Origin of the sequence: Bellilinea sp., assembly GCF_034432615.1 — a bacterium.
GTDB lineage: Bacteria > Chloroflexota > Anaerolineae > Anaerolineales > Anaerolineaceae > Bellilinea.
The window spans coordinates 24845-45042 of sequence record NZ_DAOUBL010000049.1 but is presented as its reverse complement, the minus strand read 5'-3'; the positions used below and the strand labels follow the sequence as shown (position 1 = coordinate 45042).

Annotated in this window: 15 protein-coding genes; 11 read left to right on the top strand and 4 right to left on the bottom strand. The window is 45.8% G+C overall.

Translation table 11 applies throughout. The features are described 5' to 3' along the window. Window positions 1-18: 18 nt before the first annotated feature. On the top strand, window positions 19-1458 hold the full coding sequence (locus tag VAE48_RS02455; protein WP_322791724.1) for a flavin monoamine oxidase family protein: 1440 nt from the start codon (window positions 19-21) through the stop codon (window positions 1456-1458). A gap of 266 nt (window positions 1459-1724) precedes the next feature. Beyond that, window positions 1725-2030, top strand: coding sequence for a hypothetical protein (locus VAE48_RS02450; protein ID WP_322791723.1), 306 nt, complete (start codon window positions 1725-1727; stop codon window positions 2028-2030). A gap of 6 nt (window positions 2031-2036) precedes the next feature. Here the strand turns inward: VAE48_RS02450 and VAE48_RS02445 are convergent, their stop codons facing one another. Next, window positions 2037-3110 (bottom strand): mechanosensitive ion channel family protein, encoded by a 1074-nt coding sequence (locus VAE48_RS02445; RefSeq protein WP_322791722.1) that lies wholly within the window; start codon window positions 3108-3110, stop codon window positions 2037-2039. Beyond that, complete coding sequence (locus VAE48_RS02440) at window positions 3094-6423, bottom strand: HD domain-containing phosphohydrolase (RefSeq protein ID WP_322791721.1); 3330 nt, start codon at window positions 6421-6423, stop codon at window positions 3094-3096. The genes VAE48_RS02445 and VAE48_RS02440 overlap by 17 nt, the downstream gene beginning before the upstream one ends. Window positions 6424-6726: 303 nt before the next feature. Between VAE48_RS02440 and VAE48_RS02435 the strand changes: the two genes are divergently transcribed. The 8 genes from VAE48_RS02435 to pckA all read left to right on the top strand — a co-directional run bounded on the left by VAE48_RS02435 (window position 6727) and on the right by pckA (window position 15400). Next, the gene (locus VAE48_RS02435) at window positions 6727-7842 is read left to right on the top strand and encodes a VIT1/CCC1 family protein (protein WP_322791720.1); all 1116 of its coding nucleotides are present in this window, start codon (window positions 6727-6729) and stop codon (window positions 7840-7842) included. A 5-nt stretch (window positions 7843-7847) separates the two neighbouring features. Next, on the top strand, window positions 7848-8222 hold the full coding sequence (locus tag VAE48_RS02430; RefSeq protein WP_322791719.1) for a VOC family protein: 375 nt from the start codon (window positions 7848-7850) through the stop codon (window positions 8220-8222). A 1-nt stretch (window position 8223) separates the two neighbouring features. Continuing rightward, window positions 8224-9492 (top strand): nickel-dependent lactate racemase, encoded by a 1269-nt coding sequence (larA, locus tag VAE48_RS02425; protein WP_322791718.1) that lies wholly within the window; start codon window positions 8224-8226, stop codon window positions 9490-9492. A gap of 3 nt (window positions 9493-9495) precedes the next feature. Beyond that, window positions 9496-10284: an alpha/beta hydrolase gene (locus VAE48_RS02420; protein WP_322791717.1), complete on the top strand. Its 789-nt coding sequence runs from the start codon at window positions 9496-9498 to the stop codon at window positions 10282-10284. 84 nt (window positions 10285-10368) lie between these two features. Further along, window positions 10369-10722 (top strand): Asp23/Gls24 family envelope stress response protein, encoded by a 354-nt coding sequence (locus VAE48_RS02415; RefSeq protein ID WP_322791716.1) that lies wholly within the window; start codon window positions 10369-10371, stop codon window positions 10720-10722. A gap of 43 nt (window positions 10723-10765) precedes the next feature. Continuing rightward, the gene (gene nusB, locus VAE48_RS02410; RefSeq protein ID WP_322791715.1) at window positions 10766-11233 is read left to right on the top strand and encodes a transcription antitermination factor NusB; all 468 of its coding nucleotides are present in this window, start codon (window positions 10766-10768) and stop codon (window positions 11231-11233) included. A gap of 60 nt (window positions 11234-11293) precedes the next feature. Next, window positions 11294-13765, top strand: coding sequence for a glycoside hydrolase family 113 (locus VAE48_RS02405; RefSeq protein WP_322791714.1), 2472 nt, complete (start codon window positions 11294-11296; stop codon window positions 13763-13765). A 33-nt stretch (window positions 13766-13798) separates the two neighbouring features. After that, entirely contained in the window at window positions 13799-15400 is a 1602-nt protein-coding gene (gene pckA, locus VAE48_RS02400; protein WP_322791713.1) for a phosphoenolpyruvate carboxykinase (ATP), read from the top strand. A 5-nt stretch (window positions 15401-15405) separates the two neighbouring features. On the opposite strand, the gene VAE48_RS02395 is transcribed toward pckA, so the two are convergent. Both VAE48_RS02395 and VAE48_RS02390 read right to left on the bottom strand, forming a co-directional pair. Further along, window positions 15406-16152: a prepilin peptidase gene (locus tag VAE48_RS02395; protein WP_322791712.1), complete on the bottom strand. Its 747-nt coding sequence runs from the start codon at window positions 16150-16152 to the stop codon at window positions 15406-15408. Window positions 16153-16154: 2 nt separating this feature from the next. Further along, the gene (locus VAE48_RS02390; RefSeq protein WP_322791711.1) at window positions 16155-17492 is read right to left on the bottom strand and encodes an MFS transporter; all 1338 of its coding nucleotides are present in this window, start codon (window positions 17490-17492) and stop codon (window positions 16155-16157) included. A gap of 163 nt (window positions 17493-17655) precedes the next feature. Between VAE48_RS02390 and VAE48_RS02385 the strand changes: the two genes are divergently transcribed. Continuing rightward, window positions 17656-20163, top strand: coding sequence for a DEAD/DEAH box helicase (locus VAE48_RS02385; protein ID WP_322791710.1), 2508 nt, complete (start codon window positions 17656-17658; stop codon window positions 20161-20163). Window positions 20164-20198 lie beyond the last annotated feature (35 nt).

Genomic DNA, 20198 nt, shown 5'->3' with positions numbered 1-20198 from the left:
AAATTCAGAGGTGAAAACATGAATCTTCAATTATTCGATGAAACCCAATATTTGGAATGGATTCATCAAGGATTGCCGAAAACGTCCCAATCCCGAAAAATACTCGTTGCGGGGGCGGGAGTTGCTGGATTAGTAGCCGGCAGCGAATTAAAGCGGGCTGGTTATGAGGTTCAAATCATCGAAGCCCAGCAGCGTGTCGGCGGTCGCATCCTGACATTGCGCCATCCCTTTTCGGATGGGCTGTTTGCAGAGGCTGGTGCAATGCGTATCCCCACAAATCATTTTTTAACTTTGGCATATATTAATAAATTTGGACTCAAAACCATCCCTTTCATCAATCACAATCCATCCGCCTATATTTTTATCAACTGCAAAAAAATCCGCATGGGTGAAGCAGAACAAACCACCGAATTTTTTGGATATAAGTTAACTGACGCAGAAAAACAAAAAAGCGCTGAACAATTATGGTTGGAAGCAATTCAACCTTTTATCAGGAAAGTCGAAAAAGAGGGCAATTCCGCTTGGGATTCAATTGTCCGTGAATACGATGAATATTCCGTCCGAGAATTTTTAGAAATAAAAGGGTGGTCAGAAGCCGCTATTGAGCGCTTTGGCTTGCTTTTTAATCAGGAAGCCATCATGAATTCATCATTTCTGGAATTGTTGAGAGAAGAAGTTGGTCAATATTACAGGGAAATGGTCACCATCGAAGCAGGGATGGATCAACTCCCGAATGCTTTTTTGGCGGACTTGAGGGAGAACATCTGGTATGGTCAAAAAATTACCGCCATTGAGCAAAATGACGCCTCAGTGACTTTTCACATTCGCTCGATTTCAGGCAAGCATACCCTGACCGGCGATTATGCCATCATCACCCTGCCTTTTCCGGTCTTACGCCATATTGAAATAATCCCAGCATTCAGTCCGGCAAAGCAGCGGGCTATCCGACAGTTGCATTATGACGCCTCCGCCAAAATATTTCTCCAGTTTCGCAGACGTTTTTGGGAAGAGGAAGGTATTGCGGGTGGCGGTACAGTTACTGATCTGGCTATACGCAATATGTATTACCCGCAACAACCCAATCCAACCGGACGAGGTGTTTTATTAGCCTCATACACCTGGGGTGAAGACGCCCAACGATGGGGATCACTCCCCCCGGATGAAAGGCTTCGTCAGGCACTGGAGAATGTCACCGCAATTCACCCACGTGCTCAGGATGAATTTGAGGTTGGCCACTCCTACATGTGGCATGACGACGAATTTGCCGGCGGCGCCTTCGCCTTATTTGACCCCGGTCAACAGACATTGCTTTATGATCACATTCGCAATCCCGAAGGGCGAATCTTCTTTGCCGGAGAACATACATCCTTATATCACGCCTGGATTCAAGGCGCTATCGAATCCGGCCTGCGCGCGGCTTATGAAGTTGCCACATCTATCCTCGTTCCTCAACCCTGAGCAGTTCTTAGATCATTCGCTATGTAGATTTGACGATTGGTTGAAATTTGTTTTCGTTTTAATTATTGTATAAGTGGTGATTGTGAATGAATGAAGGAAAATCCCAGTCTCAGATTTTTACTGATGAGGTCATCCCCTCTTTGTTTCACTCGTCACCTGAACAATTTTTACAGTTTTTATACCGAGACGGAAATAAATTTCTGAGCTTTTACTGGAAACTTGCAGGTGAGAAATGTCCACCCGCATTGAAAAGAGATTCGTTCGGATTGAATTATTATTTCCGGGAACCAGCCAACCGTACTTTGATCACCATGATTTTGTTGCCACAACCAATCAGCGATGGTGAATCGTACTTTTCGGCGCTAATTTACCGCCCCGACCGCCGTATCCTATTCGTTGCCGACACGACCAAAATTATCAACCTTGAGAAATTCAGCCCGCCAGAAAACCCCACCGGAACACGCATGGTGGAATGGACCCGTAGAAAAGTGCGCGAGGTAATTGGCAATGGACCTGCCCCATATCAGGAAGAATTCTACCGCGCTGTAATCGAGCAAATTCGCGAAAGTTAACTATGTTCAATTTTGACGAGTGTAAACGACCTGGGTTGGATAAGCAAACTGAATGCCCATCTGACCAAATCTGCGGTAGATTTCCAGATTGATTTCCTGTTGAACATCCATGAACTGTCGAAAATCACTGCTCTCGATAAAATAAACAATCTCAAAATTCAAAGAAAAAACACCAAATTCCTTGAAATGCGCTCTATCAAAAGTGACATTGGGTTTGGTTGAGATGATATCTTCCAATAACGCGGGAATTTTCTCAAGATTTTCGAGGGATGTATCATAAGTGACCCCAAGGGAGAACAAAATCCGCCTGCGGTCCATGCGCTTAAAATTTTGTATTCGACTGGAAAGCAGATCTGAATTGGAGATAATCAATTGTTCACCACTCAGGCTCCTCAATCGGGTGCTTTTCAAGCCAATGCTCTCAACCGTCCCAATAAATTCACCAGATTTAATCGTATCTCCAATAACAAAGGGCTTGTCCAAGGCAATTGACACTGAACTAAACAAATCACTTAGGATATTCTGAACCGCAAGACCAACCGCGATACCCCCTATACCCAAACCGGTAATCAATGTTGTAATTTCTACACCAGGAAGATTATCCAGGATGATTAAGGAAACAAAAATCCATACAGCAATTTTTAAAATTACACCCATCACACTCAGGGTTGTCTTTCGCTCCCCGCCCATATCCTCGCTCAGTGCTTTCTGCTCAATCCAGTAGTCAATTAATCCCAGCACCCAAAAACCAACCTGAAGCAAGACAACGGCAACCGTAACCATTGAACGTACAGAAAGCATTGGCTCGCTTAACTCTAAAAACAAACTCCCTATGTAAATACTGAGCCACAATAAAAACCAGCCTTTAATATTGTGAACAATCCGATCAAGGAGTCGAAAACTTTGGAATTTGGAAAATTCCGCCCTGCTTTTAAAATTTGAACCAAGAATACTTTTCAGTAAGGCAAAAAAGACGTAAGCAGCCAGCACTGTCCCCAGTGCCGTCAGCCATCTATCGAAACCATTACTGAAGATTATATTTTCGAATATCATCGTAAATGGATTATAACTTACCCTCATTCAACATTCGCAAAAACACTTCAACGACCCGCGGATCAAATTGTTTTCCTGATAAACCTGTAATGTAATCTATGACATCTTTTTCTTCCCAGCGCGCCCGGTAATGGCGATCATAACGCAGAGCATCCCACACATCCACCACCGCAAAAATTCGCGCTGGCAGGGGTATTTGCTCACCTTTCAATCCCAATGGATAGCCATTGCCATCCCAATGCTCATGGTGAAATGTGGGAATATCGAGAGCCGGCTGCAGAAATTCAATTCCTGAAAGCATGGATTGAGCATACAACGGATGTTTTCGTAGAATCTTCCAATCTTCCGTTGTCAACTCGCCTTTTTTCAATAATATAGTATCCGGCACAGCCATTTTACCGATATCATGTAAAACCGCTCCGCGCCAAACATTAACTACTTCCGATTCGCTCAAACCCATTTCACGGGCAAGCTTTACGGTGGCTTCAGCCACCCGCCGGGTATGACCTTCCGTTTCAGCATCGCGCATTTCGAGTGCCATTGACCAACCAAGGATGGTCTGATCATAAGCTGCTGCCAACTCGCGATTCGTTTTCTGTAAATCTTCCACCATTCTGGCATTGTCAATTGCAATTGCTGCGCCGGATATTAACGAATTTAAAAATTCACGTTTGTCAGCATCCAGTCGTAAAGTATGTCGCTGAAATACCTCCAAAACGCCATGTAACTGGCCTTTAGCAATAATGGGTGTTCCATAATATGAATTTAATCCCTCTCTTTCTAACGGGATAATATGTTCTTTCTCCCCTTCCCACTCAGAAAAATTAGGCACAAAAATGGGAGATCGCTGCTGGGCAACCTTTCCTGGCAAACCCCAACCCAATGGCGCAGGACTGGTACGAATTTCCAGACTGCGAAAACCCCAACCGGCTACAAATACCAATCTTTCGGTCTTGGCATCAAATAACCACACGTCCGCAGCATCAACGTTCAACTGCGATACGACCTGATCCAACAAAATACTCAAGGTGAAGCGGAAATCGAGGCTGGAGGTGATCGCTGTTTCGATGGTTCGTAGCGCAACCAGCTGTTGCAGCCTCTTTTCGGTTTGCTCATATAAAGTGATCCGACGAATTGCTGTTGCCACCATGTCCGATATAGAAGTAACCAATCTCAAATCGTCCTGAGAGAAGGGGTTTTCCCGCACTATGAGCAAGCTGCCCATCGCCTGTTCGCGCTCAAGCAAGGGCACACACAAAACCGCATTTGCCCGGTCTTCAATATCCGCTATCATGAAACTTTTATCTAATCCGATTTCATCTCCAAAAATTGGCATTCCACTTTCAATCACTTTACCGATCAGGCCTTCTCCACGATTGTAGCGATAACCCTGAATTGGGCGGAGGATTCCCACCGCCATTTCCACCACACTCAATCCGGTCGGTTCACGAAAAGCAAGGGCACCTCCGTCAGCATCGAGATGACGGGCAATTTGGTCAAGCACAATGCTGCTGATTTCAGTTTTACCTCGCGCAGAACGCATCACAGCGCTGATCGAGGCAATCACTTCCATCTCTCTTTCTCGCTTTTTTACTTCCGTGATGTCTGTAATGTACCCTTCAACAGCATGGATCGAACCCCCGTTGTTGGTCAGCCCAACCCCCTGCTCCAGAACCCAGCGCGTCTGGCGGTTGGCAGTTCGAATCCGGTAAATCACCCGGTATGGTTTTCCTCCCACGGCGGTTTCCTCAATCGTTTTGGCAACTTCGCCACGATCGTCCGGATGAATCAAATCCTGAAATTGAATCGGGTTGCCCTCCAGCAATTCTTCAGGTGAATACCCTGTCAACTCCCCACACCCCGGACTGATAAAGGTGATCCGTCGTTCTTTCAAAGAATAGCGGTATGCCATACCGGGCAGATTGTGTAATAAAACCGACAACATTTGCTGGGTTTCCGTTACAGTTTCCAATGCCTTCTTTTGTTCGCTCAAGTCAGCAAAAAGGTAGGTGATCCCCGCAGCCTCACCGGAGGTGTTTCTCAATAGGGCGGCAGAAAGACCAACCGGAATTTCCCTCCCATCTTTGGTTCGACACTTGACTTCTTGAATCTGAATGGTCTTTCCCGCCAAAACTCGATTTCGAGTGGACTGAAAAAACTCCTTCTGATCCGCCGACAAAACCGGTATCATTTTTCCGATAACCTCAAAAGCTGTCCACCCAAAAATTGAAGTTGCGGCCAGGCTCCACTCAATCACCCTTCCTTCCATGTTCTCCACAACAATCGCTAGTGGCGAAGTACGAATAATTGCCGATAGTTTCTCGTTCGATTCCTTCAGCGCTTCTTCAATTTTTCGGTGTGATTTCTCGCGTTCCTCCAGCGCTTCCGCCATTTGATTGAAGGTCTTTTCCAGTTCCAACAATCCATCTGCGGTGGCTTTTGTTCGCGGTCTTGTGCGAACCGCCAGATCACCACGGGCAATCTTTTTTGCCGCATCCAAAAGCGGCTCGCTTCTCCTTTCCAAAACTCTTCCACTAATCAAATATGCCAGAAGTATGCTGAGCAAGAAAACCGCAATGAACAAAAAGCCTATCGTATAAAGCAGTTTTTGAAACTCTCGATTGACATTTTCAAAGGGTAATCCACTTCGTAAAATTGCGAATGGCTGACCTTCAAACGCAATTACTCGATAAGAAAACAGGCGAATAGTGCCATCCATTCCAGCTGAAGTAAATTTACCCTGATTAACCAGCTCGTCATTCAAAATTTTTTGATCAAAAATCTGGTCTTTCGTCCCAATCAAATCAGGGTTTTCAGGTAGAACTGCAATAATTCTCCCGCTCAAGTCGGTCATCACGGTTTCGGTTTCCGGGGGGGTGCCCGAGCGGATAATTAATTGTTGGATCAGTTCTACTGGGATTCCGGCATAAATATAACCGCTCGACTTACTATTCTCTCTTTGAATCGGAAATACAAACGGCAACACCATCCGCCCTGTTAACGGATCAACCTGCATTGTCCCGATTTGTAATGACTGTTTCTCCAGTGATTGGGACACAGATTCAACCCCCGCAATATTTTTCACTGAAGATGACTCAGGTACATCACAGAGAATATCTCCCTGCTCATTTAAAATTGCCAGACTGACAAAACTTCCCCGAATATAGTACTCATTCAATAATTTTCTACATTCCGAGATTTGCAACGGTAACCTGCGGTCAACTCGCGCGCCTAATTCGGCAATGACAACTTGAGCATTTTCCACGCTCCACAATTGCCGCTCTGCAACGCTATTGACCAGCAGCTCGGTTTGATTTTCGAGATTCCGGTATATATTCATCCCCCAATTGAATGCAAAAAATCCCGCCGCAAATATCATTGGCAAGATTGCGAGCAAGATAAGCAGCGTGAGCCTGAACCGTAATCCCTTAAAAAGATGAAGCATTGTTTAAGACAAATTGATTAAAAAAGACTGGCTTGAAAGAAAAGGTGATAAATCCCCAATCGCCTTTTCTATCATAATGATATTAATATTTTACAGGACATTAGATTTTTCACAAGTCATTCTTGGGAATTGTTTTCCGTTTTTTTAATCAAGAAAGAGTAAAATTGCATATAAATCCGACTTAAGGAAAAATCAATTATGGCAAATAAGAAAATTTATCTCGATTTCAGGGAGGATGAATTAAGCAGCGCGGCAATTTACGAAGCGCTTGCAGGCATTGAAAAAGATGAACGGATCCGCCAGGTATATGAAAAAATGGCGGCTGTAGAACGTAAACACGCCAAAAATTGGGAAGAAAAATTGCGCGCCGAAGGGGTAGAGCCCCCCCCATTCCAACCAACCCTTCGCGTTCGCCTATTAATCTGGCTGGCAAAACGCTTCGGCCCTGAAATGATTATTCCAAGCCTGCAGGCTATGGAGAAAGACGGCGGTTCGGCTTATCTCAAAGTCGAATCCGGAAAGCACATGGCCAGAGATGAACAAACTCACGCTCTTGTTCTCGGTCAGATTAAGAACTTAGCCCGTAGCGGTATGGAGGGAAGCGCTCTCGCCCAATTGGAAGGTCGTCATCGTTCAACCGGAGGCAATGCCTTACGCGCCGCCGTATTGGGAGCAAATGACGGGTTGGTTAGCAACCTGAGCCTGGTCATGGGCGTAGCCGGAGCAACCATGGACAATCGTTCCATTTTGGTTGCCGGAATTGCCGGCTTACTGGCAGGAGCTTTCTCCATGGCACTCGGCGAATGGCTTTCCGTTCAGTCCTCCCGAGAATTGTATGCTAACCAAATCAAAATCGAAGAACTTGAGATCGAACAAGCCCCGGAGGAAGAAGCCGAGGAGCTGGCCTTGATTTACGAATACCGCGGCATTCCTGCCGAACAGGCATCACAAATGGCCCGCAAAATTATGCAAAACAAGGAAGGCGCACTGGATACACTTGCGCGCGAAGAACTGGGTATTGACCCCGAGGAACTTGGCGGCTCAGCATGGGAAGCGGCCATTACTTCTTTTATTTTATTTGCCATTGGGGCTGTCATACCCGTCCTTCCTTATACATTTCTGGGCGGAACCACCGCCCTGCTTTTAAGTATTTTATTGAGTGTGTTCGGCCTTTTTGTGCTTGGGGCTGCCATCACCTTATTCACGGGTCGTTCAATCTTGTACTCGGGCGCCCGAATGGTGATCTTTGGCATGCTGGCTGCTGCAATCACCTTCGGAATTGGCAGATTAATTGGAATCAGCATTGCCGGGTGATTACGATGAAAATGTTTGATCATTTTATTACCTTTTTACCGGTTCTTGATCTAAAAACCACCGTCCACTTTTACCAGAACATCCTCGCTCTCCCTTTGGTACGCGATCAAGGAGACTGTAAAATTTTTCGGATTTCTTCCACAGGTTTCATCGGCTTTTGTTCCCGCGAAGAAATTCCAACCCCCAACAAGTCAATTATCTTAACCCTGGTAACCAATGATGTGGACGAATGGTGCTCCACACTCATCAATAATGGGGCTACCGTAGAAAAACCTCCAACTTATAACCCAAAATACAAAATCTATCATGCCTTTATCCTTGATCCGAATGGCTATCGGATCGAAATCCAGCGCTTCGATGACCCACTAATTTCTCAATAAAATGGCAACTATCCAAATTCCGTATGGTTCATCTCAACTCCGTTTCAAACCAGAATTTCCTTTTGACCTTTACGAACAAAAGGAATACCGGCCGGCCGACGATCCACTCGAAGTCGTCATTCAAGCCTTACAAAATCCTTTAGATCAGCAAGGCATCCATTGGTCATCGCCACCGAAATGTGCCGCCATCAGCATAAACGACAAAACTCGCCCGGTGCCGTATTCCTTTATACTCCCTCCTTTGCTGGATTGGCTGAATGAACACGGAATTCCGGACGAAGAGATCGAATTCTTCATCGCCACAGGTACTCACTCTCCTGCCACAGATGAGCAGATAAAGGCAATCATCCCTGCTTCAATTCTTAACCGAAACAAATTCCGGATATTCTCTCATAACTGCGACGACAAAGACAATTTGATTTTTCTGGGTCACACGAAACGGAAAACGCCTGTATGGGTCAACAAGCGTTTTTATCAAGCCGATTTACGAATCGTTACTGGGAATATCGAACCCCATCACTTCATGGGATATTCAGGTGGCGCTAAAAGCGCGGCTATTGGCCTGGCCGGAAGAGAAACGATCAATCACAATCATGCCATGTTGATTGATCCCCTCGCTTTTTTGGGAGAATACCAGCACAACCCAATGCGACAGGATGTAGAGGAAATCGGGAATTTGATGGGAATTCACCTGGCTTTGAATGTGATTTTAAATGCCAACCGCCAAATCTTAACTGCACTCTTTGGAACACCGCGTGCAGTGATGGAAAAAGGCATCTCCATTTCAGATGATTTATGGAGGGTGCCCGTTTCTTCATCTTATGACCTTGTTATTGCCTCAGCCGGTGGGCATCCCAAAGATATCAATTTATATCAAGCGCAAAAAGCCATAACCCACGCTGCACTGTTTGCCCGCCCAAACGGGGTCATTGTCCTGGTTGCAGCCTGCCCCGAAGGAATTGGCAGCGCAAAGGCTGTTGAATTTCTTGAACAAATTTCCACTCCTGATCAGGCTATTGCCAGATTTAAACAAATGGAGTTTCGGATCGGCCCTCACAAAGCTTTCCAGATTGCCCTTCAGGCGAAAAGGAATCACATCATCCTGGTTTCAGAAATGCCGGATGATCTGGTTAAAAAGTTCTTTTTCATTCCTGCAAAGTCTCTTGAACAAGCCGTAAGAATTGCGCGCAAAATCCTACCCACTAATTTCACCGCAGTTGTACTTCCTCATGCAACCGCACTTTTACCCAAATTCACATCTCAGAACTGAACCATGAAACGTCCTGTTTTTGAAAATCCTCACCTCGATGGCTCAACATTTTTTCTTCAAGGCACAAAGCCAGCTGGCATCCTTCTGCTGCATGGATTTACAGCAACAACCGTTGAAGTTCGACCGCTAGCAGAGCACCTCCATGCCGCTGGATTTTCCGTTTTTTCTCCCCTGCTTCCAGGGCACGGCACCCAACCGGAAGATATGATCCGCGTCCACTGGCAGGACTGGTACGAAACTGCTCGAATTGGATTGGAAAAGTTACAGCACACACCCAATGTTTTTGTAGCAGGCGAATCAATGGGCGGATTGCTCTCCCTTCTTCTTGCTGCAAATCATCCTTCTATCAAAGGGGTTATCTTATATGCCCCTGCCATCAAGATCAATGGAATCTGGCGCGCAAAATGGCTTGCCCCTTTCATAAAAATCATGCCCAAGAATTATCTACCTGAAGATAATGAAGAGGATGATCAAAATCAAAATTTACCGTGGCAGGGCTACAACGTAGTTGCTCTGGCTGCCGTTGCGCAACTTGAAAAACTTCAAAAAGAGGTTCTACGCCAGATTCTTCAAGTAAAGCAACCGGTTTTGATTTTTCAAGGCAGAAAAGATCGAACGATTGATCCTTCCGGCTCGGAATTAATCTATTCAAAATTACCTTCATCTCAAAAATCATTGGTATGGTTGGAGAACAGCGGACATTGTGTCGTATTAGACCGGGAGTTGGATTTGGTAAAGTCGCAGACGCTCCAGTTCATTCAGATCTTAACCGCTCCTCACCATAATTCTTGACGGTATTTTTTGGAATGGATTATTGCGGAAGGGGTTATAATTATAAATAAGTGTGGTAACCAAACCCTTGTTATTGGAGGATGGATGACCGAAAATTCCCGCCCCCCCGGCAAAACCACCATTGCCCCTGAAGTACTGACATCCATTGCGCGGCTGACAGCCTTAGGCGTTCCCGGTGTTAACCGGCTTGCAACAATCCCCTCTGAAGTGGAACGTTTTTTCAGCCGCGGCATGAGCGAGGGGATAAAGATTGCTGTAGAAAATGATTGTGTTTACATTGACCTTTATGTTGTCCTCAATCGTGATGTAAAAGTCCGTGAAGTTTGCCGGGCAATTCAACAACAGGTTACCCGCGCTGTATCGGAATTGGTAGGAATGGAAGTTGGGCGAGTCAATGTTCATGTGGAAGACATTGAAACCGGCATAACTGCCTCTTAATTGTGAAAATTTTTGCTTTTTGAAAATTAACAACGAAGGAGCTATGAAACCCCGAACCAAGGCAAGAAGCTTAGCCTTGCAGGTGCTTTATGAATGCGACCTGACCAGTCATTCTCCTCAGGCTGCCATGGAAGAGCGCCTCAAAGACGAGACACTGGATGCAAATCTGGTGAAATTTGCCTACGACATCATCAACGGGGTTTTACCAATCACCCATCAACTGGATGATTTTATCGCCCAGCACGCACCCGAATGGCCTTTAGATCAAGTGGCGGTAATTGACCGCAACATTCTGCGGATTGCCCTGTGGGAATTTGCGGTGGAGGGATGTACACCCGTAAAAGTTGCCATTAACGAGGCAATTGAACTGGCAAAAATCTTCGGGGCAGACAGCACACCGCGTTTTGTAAACGGTGTTTTGGGAAGCCTGGCCAACCGACAGCAGGAAATCAGGCAAAAATTCAAAAAAATTCTCACAAACCAGGATGAAAAAACCGCTCACCAGAATTAGCCTTCCAGAGCGGTTTCTCTTTTTCTGATTACACTTTTTCGCTGGGGAAATTCGATGAAAATGGAAAACAAAACAACCACCTTTCAAACTGTATTCCTTGTCCTGATAATTCTAACCTTCCTCAGCGCATGTTCATTGGACTTTTCCTCGTGGGTCAGCTCACCACCAACTGCGCCCGCCCCCGCAGCGGTCAACCAACAAGATTTGAGTTATACCAAAGTCACTTTTCTAGCAAAACCGCCAACCGATGCCCCAAAAGGCGAAATTACACTGGAAATACTGGATGAAGTAACTGGGTTGGCGATGAATCCTCAACGCTATCCCATGATTGAAAACTCGGATGGGACATATCAACTCGAGTTGCTTTTTCCGGTTGGATCAATCGTGAAGTATCGTTACTTGAGGGGGAATTTTCCATATTTTGTTGAATATAATTCTCAAGGCCAACAAGTCCGTTACCGCATGGCTGCTGTCAATTATCCTCTCCTTGTTCAGGATACCATCGCCGGCTGGACTGATTTTCAATTCAATGGTCCAACCGGGACCATTAAAGGGCAGGTGTTTGACTCCGATACCAAAGCGCCATTCCCAAATGCCCTTGTTTCTGTTGGAGGGATTCAAACCTTAACTGCCAGCGATGGCACTTTCATTGTCGAGAATGTGGCAGAAGGTATTCATAATCTGGTCATTTATAGCATGGATGGCAGATTCCAAACCTTTCAGCAAGGGGCAATTGTCGCAGCGAATTCGACCACCTTTGCGCTTACTCCCCTTTCTCCATCCAAATGGGTTAATATTACTTTTATCGTGCAGACACCCCCCTCCAATCTGCAAGGTTTGCCAGTTAGAATGGTGGGAAACATCTATCCACTCGGGAATACGTTTAACGAATTGAATGGTGGATTTAGTGTACTTGCAGCACGAGCGCCTCTGCTTAAGAATGTTGCCGAAAATGCCTACGCTATCACACTCCGCCTGCCTTCCGGGTTCGATTTGCGATACAAATACACCCTGGGGGATGGATTTTGGAATGCCGAACATGACCCAAACGGAGGATTTGTCGTCAGGCAAATCATTGTACCATCCCAGGATACCACCATCACCGATCAGGTTGACACATGGCAATCTGGAAAGAATGCTCCCATCACTTTTTTGGTGAGCTCCCCCAATAACACTCCAATCGAGGATAGTGTTTCAATTCAATTTAATCCATACACGTGGACCAATCCGTTGCCGATGTGGCCGTTGGGCAACAATCAATGGTTGTTTGTCCTCTACAGTCCTCTGAACATGTTTAATGCCCTGCAATATCGTTACTGCCGCAACGACCAATGTGGTTATGCCGATGATGTCGCCACCGCTGGGTTACAAGCCACCGGTTACCCGTTGGCGATTGGCAGTGAACCCCAGATTCGCCGGGATGAGATTAAAGCATGGTCCGACTGGACTACCACCCTGAGTTCCACCGAAATCATTGCCCCAACGCCTTTGGTTCGATCACCTGATTTCGTGCGCGGCATTGAAATCAGCCCCAAGTACAATCCCAGCTGGCAGCCTTACCTGTTTTGGGGTCTTAATAAAATCAACCTGCTGAAAGCCAATACCATCGTCCTCACACCTGCCTGGTCTTACCGAAACCTTCAAACCCCCAATTTCGAACCGCAGATTGGTAAAGATTCCCTGTGGCAGGATAGTATCCAGGCTGTTCAAACTGCCCAACAAGCCAATCTTACCGCATGGCTGTTTCCGCAAATTCGTGACAAAGGGGAAATTTGGGCACAACCTCATCTTGATAAAATTTGGTGGGAAAACTGGTTTGAACGATATCAAACCTTTGCCCTCCATTTTGCAGATTTAGCATCACAAACCAATTCTTCAGCAATCATCTTTGGTGGTAATGACGTAGCACCTGCCTATCCAGCTGGTATTCTCCCGGATGGTCAACCATCAGGTGTGCCGGATATCGCAGGAGAGCGTTGGCAGTTGATTTTGGACGCCGTCCGGCAGCGATACAGCGGCAGGATTGGCTGGAATATCCTACTCGCCGATGAGAATCCAGTTATTCCGGAATGGCTGGACCGCGTAGATTTTCTGTATCTTCAACTTGCCATTCCAGCAACGGTTTCCTCCGCATTATCATCGGAAGAGAGAATTGAGCAAATCGCAAATTACCTTGATTCGGTTTTATGGCCACTTCGCGAATCAACCAATAAACCAGTTTTTGTAGCGGTCATTGTTCCTTCGGCGCAGGTACAGGAAACAGTTTGTACCACCAACAATTGTCCGATAACCGATACGTTTTCGCCCCCGCTTTCTTCACCAGAGCAATTATCCAAAGACCTGCAAATTCAGGTTGAGATTTACAAAGCCCTTCTTACAACCGTAAATGAGCGCTCATGGATTGATGGCGTCATCTCGCAAGGGTTCTTCCCTCCGGTTGCCATCCAAGATGCCTCTGCCTCAATTCACGGTAAACCGGCATCCGACGTTATCTGGTACTGGTATTCGGGTTGGTCGGAGAATACTCCTTAAACCATAAACTCATAACAAGGAGAAATCAATTTGATGCAAGCCTTTGGAATTCCATCAAATTACGGAATTGAGAACCATGGCTTTCAAAACACTGGTAATGTTTACTGGAACTACGCCTCTGCAAATCTGATTGAGGAAGGAATAAAACGGAATGAAGTTGCCCTTTCTTGTGATGGGGCAGTGATTGCTTATACGGGCAAACATACCGGCAGGTCTCCCAATGATAAGTTTATTGTTCATTACCCACACCTGGAAGAAGAAATCTGGTGGGGGAAAGTCAACCAACCTCTTTCTCCACAATCATTCGATCAAATTTATAAAAAGTTTCTTGCCTACTTTCAGGGCAGAGACCTTTTTGTGCAGGATGTATATGCCGGCGCTCATCCGAACTATCGGCTTACTATTCGGGTCATCACCGAAAAAGCTTGGCACAACCTGTTTTCGCGCAATTTATTAATCCCTGTTCCAGTTTCACAAATCCCCCATACGGTTCCGGATTTCATCATCCTCCAAAGCGAAAACTTCCAGGCTGATCCGAAAAGCGATGGTGTTCGTTCCGGTACGGTCATTTTGATTGACTTTGAGCGGAAAATCGTCTTAATTGGCGGTACTGGCTACGCGGGTGAGATAAAGAAATCAATCTTCACGATTATGAATTACCTTTTACCCCGCCGGGGTGTACTTTCCATGCACTGTTCTGCCAATGTGGGTAAAAACGGCGATGTAGCTTTGTTTTTTGGGTTGAGTGGTACCGGCAAAACTACGCTTTCTTCTGATCCCGAACGCCAGTTGATCGGGGATGACGAACACGGTTGGTCAGACGAAGGCATTTTCAATATCGAAGGCGGCTGCTATGCAAAAACCATCCGCCTCAGCCCTAAATATGAGCCGATGATCTGGTCCGCCACCAATCGTTTCGGTGCTGTATTGGAAAATGTTGTTTATGATCCGATTACCCGATTGGTTGATTTTGACTCCGATCAATATACCGAAAATACGCGAGGGGCTTACCCTTTATCTTTTATCCCGAACAGCTTCAGCCAGGGATATGCCGGCCACCCAGAAAATTTATTCTTCCTGACCGCTGATGCTTTTGGGGTAATGCCGCCCATTGCCCGTTTGACCTACGAACAGGCAATGTATTATTTTCTTTCCGGCTACACTTCCAAACTAGCCGGTACCGAAACAGGATTAGGCAGCGAACCACAGGCGACTTTTTCAACCTGCTTTGGAGCGCCTTTCTTACCGCTTTACCCCAACCGCTATTCCGATTTACTTGGTGAAAAAATATTACGCCATCAAGTTCGGGTTTGGCTAATCAACACAGGCTGGATTGGCGGCCCGTACGGGGTTGGCAAGCGTATCAATCTTCCTTACACTCGCGCAATGATCACTGCCGTACTCAATCATGACCTGGATGAAGTGCCTTTCCGGCAGGAACCATTTTTTGGACTGCACATTCCCCTGTTTTGCCCTGGTGTTCCCTCAGAGGTGCTGAATCCTCAATATAACTGGAAGGACAAGCAAGCCTATCAGGAGTATGCTCGCAACCTGATCATGCAATTTGAAAACAATTGCACCCAATTTGCCAACAATGTCACAAAAGAGGTGCTGGCAACCGGGCCGCACCTGTGAGCACATCAGGCGAGATAGAACAAAACCACCGCAACAATTACCAGAAATGGCGCATAAGGAATAGCCGTAAATGGACGGTAGCGCCGGGCAAGTAAACTGCCCAGCAGATACAACCCGCTGAATACTCCGCCTGCCACAACCGAGAAGAACAAACTGATTGCTATTTTTGGCCACCCCAAGATAATGCCCAGTACTCCACTGAGGTTGACATCCCCAAATCCCAATGCAACTTCCTCAATTTCCTCTCCCCGCCGTTTGGACATCCACCGGTTGAAAAGTACACCAAAATAATAAAGAACGAACATGATCCCAAAACCAGCAACACCACCAATGATGGTGTTCAGCCAGCCATTCCAGTAAATCCCCATTGGAATACCCAGCAAAATACCTGCCCCAACCATTTCATACAACACCACCCGGTGTTCAACATCCATGATGAAAACAAGAGCAAAATATAAAAAATAAGGGAGTGTCACCCAAAAACCAAATCGCTCAGGGGGAAAAAAGAAAATGACCGGTATGAGGGCAACCGAAAGACTCTGAATAATTCTCGTTCGATTGGTGCGGGCTGAGCCACAATGGATACATTTTCTTAATAGAAAAAAATCAACAAGGCTGATTTTCTCATCACACCGATGACAGTGAGGTGCGCTCAATCGGCGTGTGCGGGGTAAAACATCCGCCAGATAATTCAAGAAAATTCCAACCACCCACCCAAGCAATAACAAAAACGGCAGAAATGCGAAATTCATGGTCAGTCCTGTGCTGGGGCAGAGGCAAATTTTTCTTTTACACTGCCATCAGGTATCGCCATTTTTTCTTTCTCAGCCCTTTCTGCCAATTGACGGCGCAAGTCTTGAATATCACGCGGCAACAGGTAAATTGCTCCTAAGAAAAACAAAAAGCACAGAATCCACGCACCCACACAGATGATCAGAATCGCATCCTTCAAAGATGAATTGACCGCAATTAAACCCGCCAACGCAGGTGCAACAGCAGATCCTCCCTGCTCAATTAGATTTTGCACTGAATTGGCTGTGGATCTTACTTCTGGCAGAGTTACATCATAAACCGTTGAAAGAACATTCGGTGCGGCAAACGGGATGAATACAGCCGTAATAGCCATGGAAATAGTGAAAAACAAAGTGTTGTTTTCGGGAATACTGAGTGAAAACCACAACAAAAGCGCACCCGTTATTACACCGAATGCTGAAACCATCAAACGCCCCCGCAAATTCCTTTTGAAGAAGTAATCTCCCAAAGCTCCACCAATCGGGTAGCCGGCTGCTAAAAATAAAACGGCAATAACCATCGTAACCAGCACCTGATTGGAATCAAAACCCCGCTCGGTTTCCAGATAGCGGAAGAACCAGAAAGTGATCACCTGCCATGGGAAAACCCCAAAGAAGCCCTGGGTAAATAACAAGAGGAGACTCTTTTTGCGGAATAAACCCAGAGCCGTCTTCCATTCAAAACGGTAATGGGTATGCTGTTCTATATTTTCCAACTCGGGTTCGGTACCCCCTCGCGGCATTTCCTTGACGGTGGTAAAAATGACAAACGCCAGCACAATTCCCAATGAACCGGTCAGGATGAAAATGCCCTGCCATTGAATCACCTGCGTCAAGGTAATCGCCAGCACCATTCCGATCATATAACCAAGCGGGCTGGCAATCTGCAAGAGGCCGTAAACCTTACCACGGGTTTTCGGCGGAAAATAATCCGAAATCAGAGAATACAAACCGGGATAACTGGCATCATCAATCCCGGTTGACGCGCGGGTCACCACAAATACCCCAAAGGTTTTTGCCAGAGCACTCAACCATGTTGTGGCTCCCCAGATCAATGAAGCTAAGGCCAGTAATTTTGCCCGCGCAAAACGGTCATACAGATATCCCCATAAGGGATAAAAAATTCCTCCAACCAGGATTGCGCCAGAAAAAACCAACCCCATTTGGGCTTCATCTATTTGAAAGTACTCCATGATTGGGGTAGTCAATGGGCCAATCAGTAACTTATCCGCCTGGTGCAGAAGCATAAAGACAAAAAACACCCCTACCACAAACCAACGATAACGTCCGGATGGTTTCATGATTCCACTCCTGTGCACATAAATAACATCAAACAACCAAAGTATAGCCAAGGATGCAAAAAAAAAGAAACGATTTCCCACCCCTAATTTTCTGAATCTTGAAAGGTATAATGAAAAATGCCTTTGAATAGAAACCTAAAAAATGAGGGTTTGTAATTACGGAATGAAGACTGTTTTAAATTTTTGGCAAGCTGACCCCACCATTTCTTCCGGTATTACCTCAATTCAGGTCATTCCAGCCTGTAGAGGGAGTTTTGTTCCATTACCGGAGTTTTTGGACACGAATCTATCGGAAATTCTCGAGAAGGAAGGAATTCGCGATCTTTATCTTCATCAAGCGGAAGCGATACAGTCAATTACCCATTCTCAAAACACGATTATTACAACCGGAACAGCCAGTGGTAAGTCGCTTTGTTATCTTCTGCCGATTCTGCAACGCTGTTTGGAAGATGAAACTGCCACTGCCTTGTTGCTCTTTCCAACCAAAGCACTGACACAAGATCAGTATAAAAATCTTTTGCGCCTGTCGCCCAAAACCTTACATTCCCAAATCGCCATTTATGATGGGGACACGCCAGTTTCACAACGCGCAAAAATTCGTAACAACACCCGAATTTTACTCAGCAATCCCGATATGCTGCACACGGCAATTTTGCCTCATCATCCCGGGTGGGAGCGCTACTTTCGAGGTTTAACTTATGTTGTGCTGGATGAAGTTCACCTGTACCGAGGCGTTTTTGGTTCTCACATAGCCAATTTACTCCGTCGCCTGAAGCGAATAGCCCGTTTTTACGCTGTATTTCCGACCTTTATTCTGACTTCAGCAACGGTTGCTAATGCGAAAGAACATGCGGAAAATTTAGTTGAAGAACCTTTTATCGAGGTTTCAGATAATCAATCCCCTCGCGGAAACAAGTATTTTATCCTTTACAATCCCCCCATCATTCATCAAGAACTCGGTGTACGCCGTTCAGCCTTGAGCGAAGCTGTTCGCCTGAGCGGCGATTTGATTGTAAAAGGCATCCAGACCCTTTTGTTCACCCATACTCGTAAAAACGTCGAAATTGGAGTAAGGTTACTGCAAACTCAGAACCCCGATCAAGCACATAAAATCTTTGCTTATCGCAGCGGATACCTTCCATCGGAACGCAGAAAAATTGAGCAAGCATTGAAAAACGGTACAGCCAAAGCTGTTGTCGCAACCAACGCTTTGGAATTGGGGGTGGATATTGGCGGGATAGAAGGGGTGATCATCAGCGGCTACCCGGGCAGTATCGCAGCAACTCATCAACAGGCCGGCCGATCTGGTAGAAAAAAACAGGATTCGCTGGCTGTTCTGGTCGCGTCTTCCAATCCCTTAGATCAATACATCATCAAACATCCGGAATACCTTATTGAAAAACCACCGGAAATGGCATTGATTAATCCCAATAATCCTCTAATTTTATTGCAGCATCTCCGCTGTGCTGTGTTTGAATTGCCTTTTCGACAAAACGACACCTTTGGTGGACTCTCATGGGATTATATTCTTCCATACTTGCAGGTAATAACTTTAAATCGCGAGGTTTTTGCAACCGCTGACCGTTTTATCTGGCGCGCCAATCAATATCCATCTCAGAGCGTTTCGCTGAGAAGTACATCCGGGGAGGTGTTTTTGCTGCATTTAGAGGAAGATGAGCGATTAACCATCATCGGTGAAATTGATCAAAGTAGTGTGGATTGGATGGTTCATCCCAACGCCGTTTATCTTCATCAGGGGCAATCTTATTTTGTGGAAGAATTAAATTATGAGAAGAAACGGGTGCTTCTCTCAGCGTTCAACGGAGATTATTACACTCAACCATTGATGGACCAAACCATTCAAAAAATATCTGAAGAGAAAAACCGTCCTGTGCCTGGTGGTATCATTCACTTTGGAGAGATTGAAGTTACCCAACAATTGAAAGCTTTTCGAAAAATCTCCTGGCAGAGCAAAGAGATTCTTGCTACTGAAGAAATGCAACTGCCACCCCGTATTTTACGAACCGTTGGTTACTGGATTGAAATCAATTCTCAAACTTTAGAACTTCTCTCAGAAAACAACTTGTGGTCAGGAAAGCCAAACAATTATGGGCCAAACTGGGATCAACAAAGAAATCTGGCTCGTCAACGCGACCGATTTACCTGTCAACTTTGCGGCGTTCCGGAAAAAAACATCCCCCACCATGTACATCACAAAATACCATTCCGCCAGTTTCCCTCCTTTGAGCAGGCTAATCGCCTGGAAAATTTGATAACTCTCTGTCCGGCCTGCCACCGCAAAGCTGAGAGTGTTGTCCGCATCCGCAGCGGGTTATCCGGTTTGCGCTACCTTCTTTCACAAATTGCTCCGCTATTTGTTTTATGCGATCCGGGAGATTTGGGGTCTCATAGTGACCCACAATCACCGATTAGTGACGGCAGCCCCATCGTTATGATCTATGACAACTCTGCTGCCGGAATCGGCTTATCCGAAATGCTTTTTGACAAACATGAATTAATCCTTTCCAGCGCCCTGGAAGTTGTCCTCAATTGTCCTTGCACTGATGGTTGTCCGGCTTGCGTAGGGGTTGGTGGAGAAAACGGGAGCGCTGAAAAAACCGAGACTCTGGCTATACTTAAAATTCTTAACGGCTTACCCCTTCGCTTATAATAGAGGTATGGATGACTCCTTATTGAATCGTCTTA

Excerpts from the sequence above, each read along its gene's own strand:
- VAE48_RS02385 (WP_322791710.1), top strand. The coding sequence starts at position 17,656 with ATGAAGACTGTTTTAAATTTTTGGCAAGCTGACCCCACCATTTCTTCC.
- VAE48_RS02415 (WP_322791716.1), top strand. The coding sequence starts at position 10,369 with ATGACCGAAAATTCCCGCCCCCCCGGCAAAACCACCATTGCCCCTGAA.
- VAE48_RS02445 (WP_322791722.1), bottom strand. The coding sequence starts at position 3,110 with ATGAGGGTAAGTTATAATCCATTTACGATGATATTCGAAAATATAATC.
- VAE48_RS02405 (WP_322791714.1), top strand. The coding sequence starts at position 11,294 with ATGGAAAACAAAACAACCACCTTTCAAACTGTATTCCTTGTCCTGATA.
- VAE48_RS02455 (WP_322791724.1), top strand. The coding sequence starts at position 19 with ATGAATCTTCAATTATTCGATGAAACCCAATATTTGGAATGGATTCAT.
- pckA (WP_322791713.1), top strand. The coding sequence starts at position 13,799 with ATGCAAGCCTTTGGAATTCCATCAAATTACGGAATTGAGAACCATGGC.
- VAE48_RS02420 (WP_322791717.1), top strand. The coding sequence starts at position 9,496 with ATGAAACGTCCTGTTTTTGAAAATCCTCACCTCGATGGCTCAACATTT.
- VAE48_RS02435 (WP_322791720.1), top strand. The coding sequence starts at position 6,727 with ATGGCAAATAAGAAAATTTATCTCGATTTCAGGGAGGATGAATTAAGC.
- nusB (WP_322791715.1), top strand. The coding sequence starts at position 10,766 with ATGAAACCCCGAACCAAGGCAAGAAGCTTAGCCTTGCAGGTGCTTTAT.
- VAE48_RS02430 (WP_322791719.1), top strand. The coding sequence starts at position 7,848 with ATGAAAATGTTTGATCATTTTATTACCTTTTTACCGGTTCTTGATCTA.
- VAE48_RS02440 (WP_322791721.1), bottom strand. The coding sequence starts at position 6,423 with ATGAATATATACCGGAATCTCGAAAATCAAACCGAGCTGCTGGTCAAT.
- VAE48_RS02390 (WP_322791711.1), bottom strand. The coding sequence starts at position 17,492 with ATGAAACCATCCGGACGTTATCGTTGGTTTGTGGTAGGGGTGTTTTTT.
- VAE48_RS02395 (WP_322791712.1), bottom strand. The coding sequence starts at position 16,152 with ATGAATTTCGCATTTCTGCCGTTTTTGTTATTGCTTGGGTGGGTGGTT.
- larA (WP_322791718.1), top strand. The coding sequence starts at position 8,224 with ATGGCAACTATCCAAATTCCGTATGGTTCATCTCAACTCCGTTTCAAA.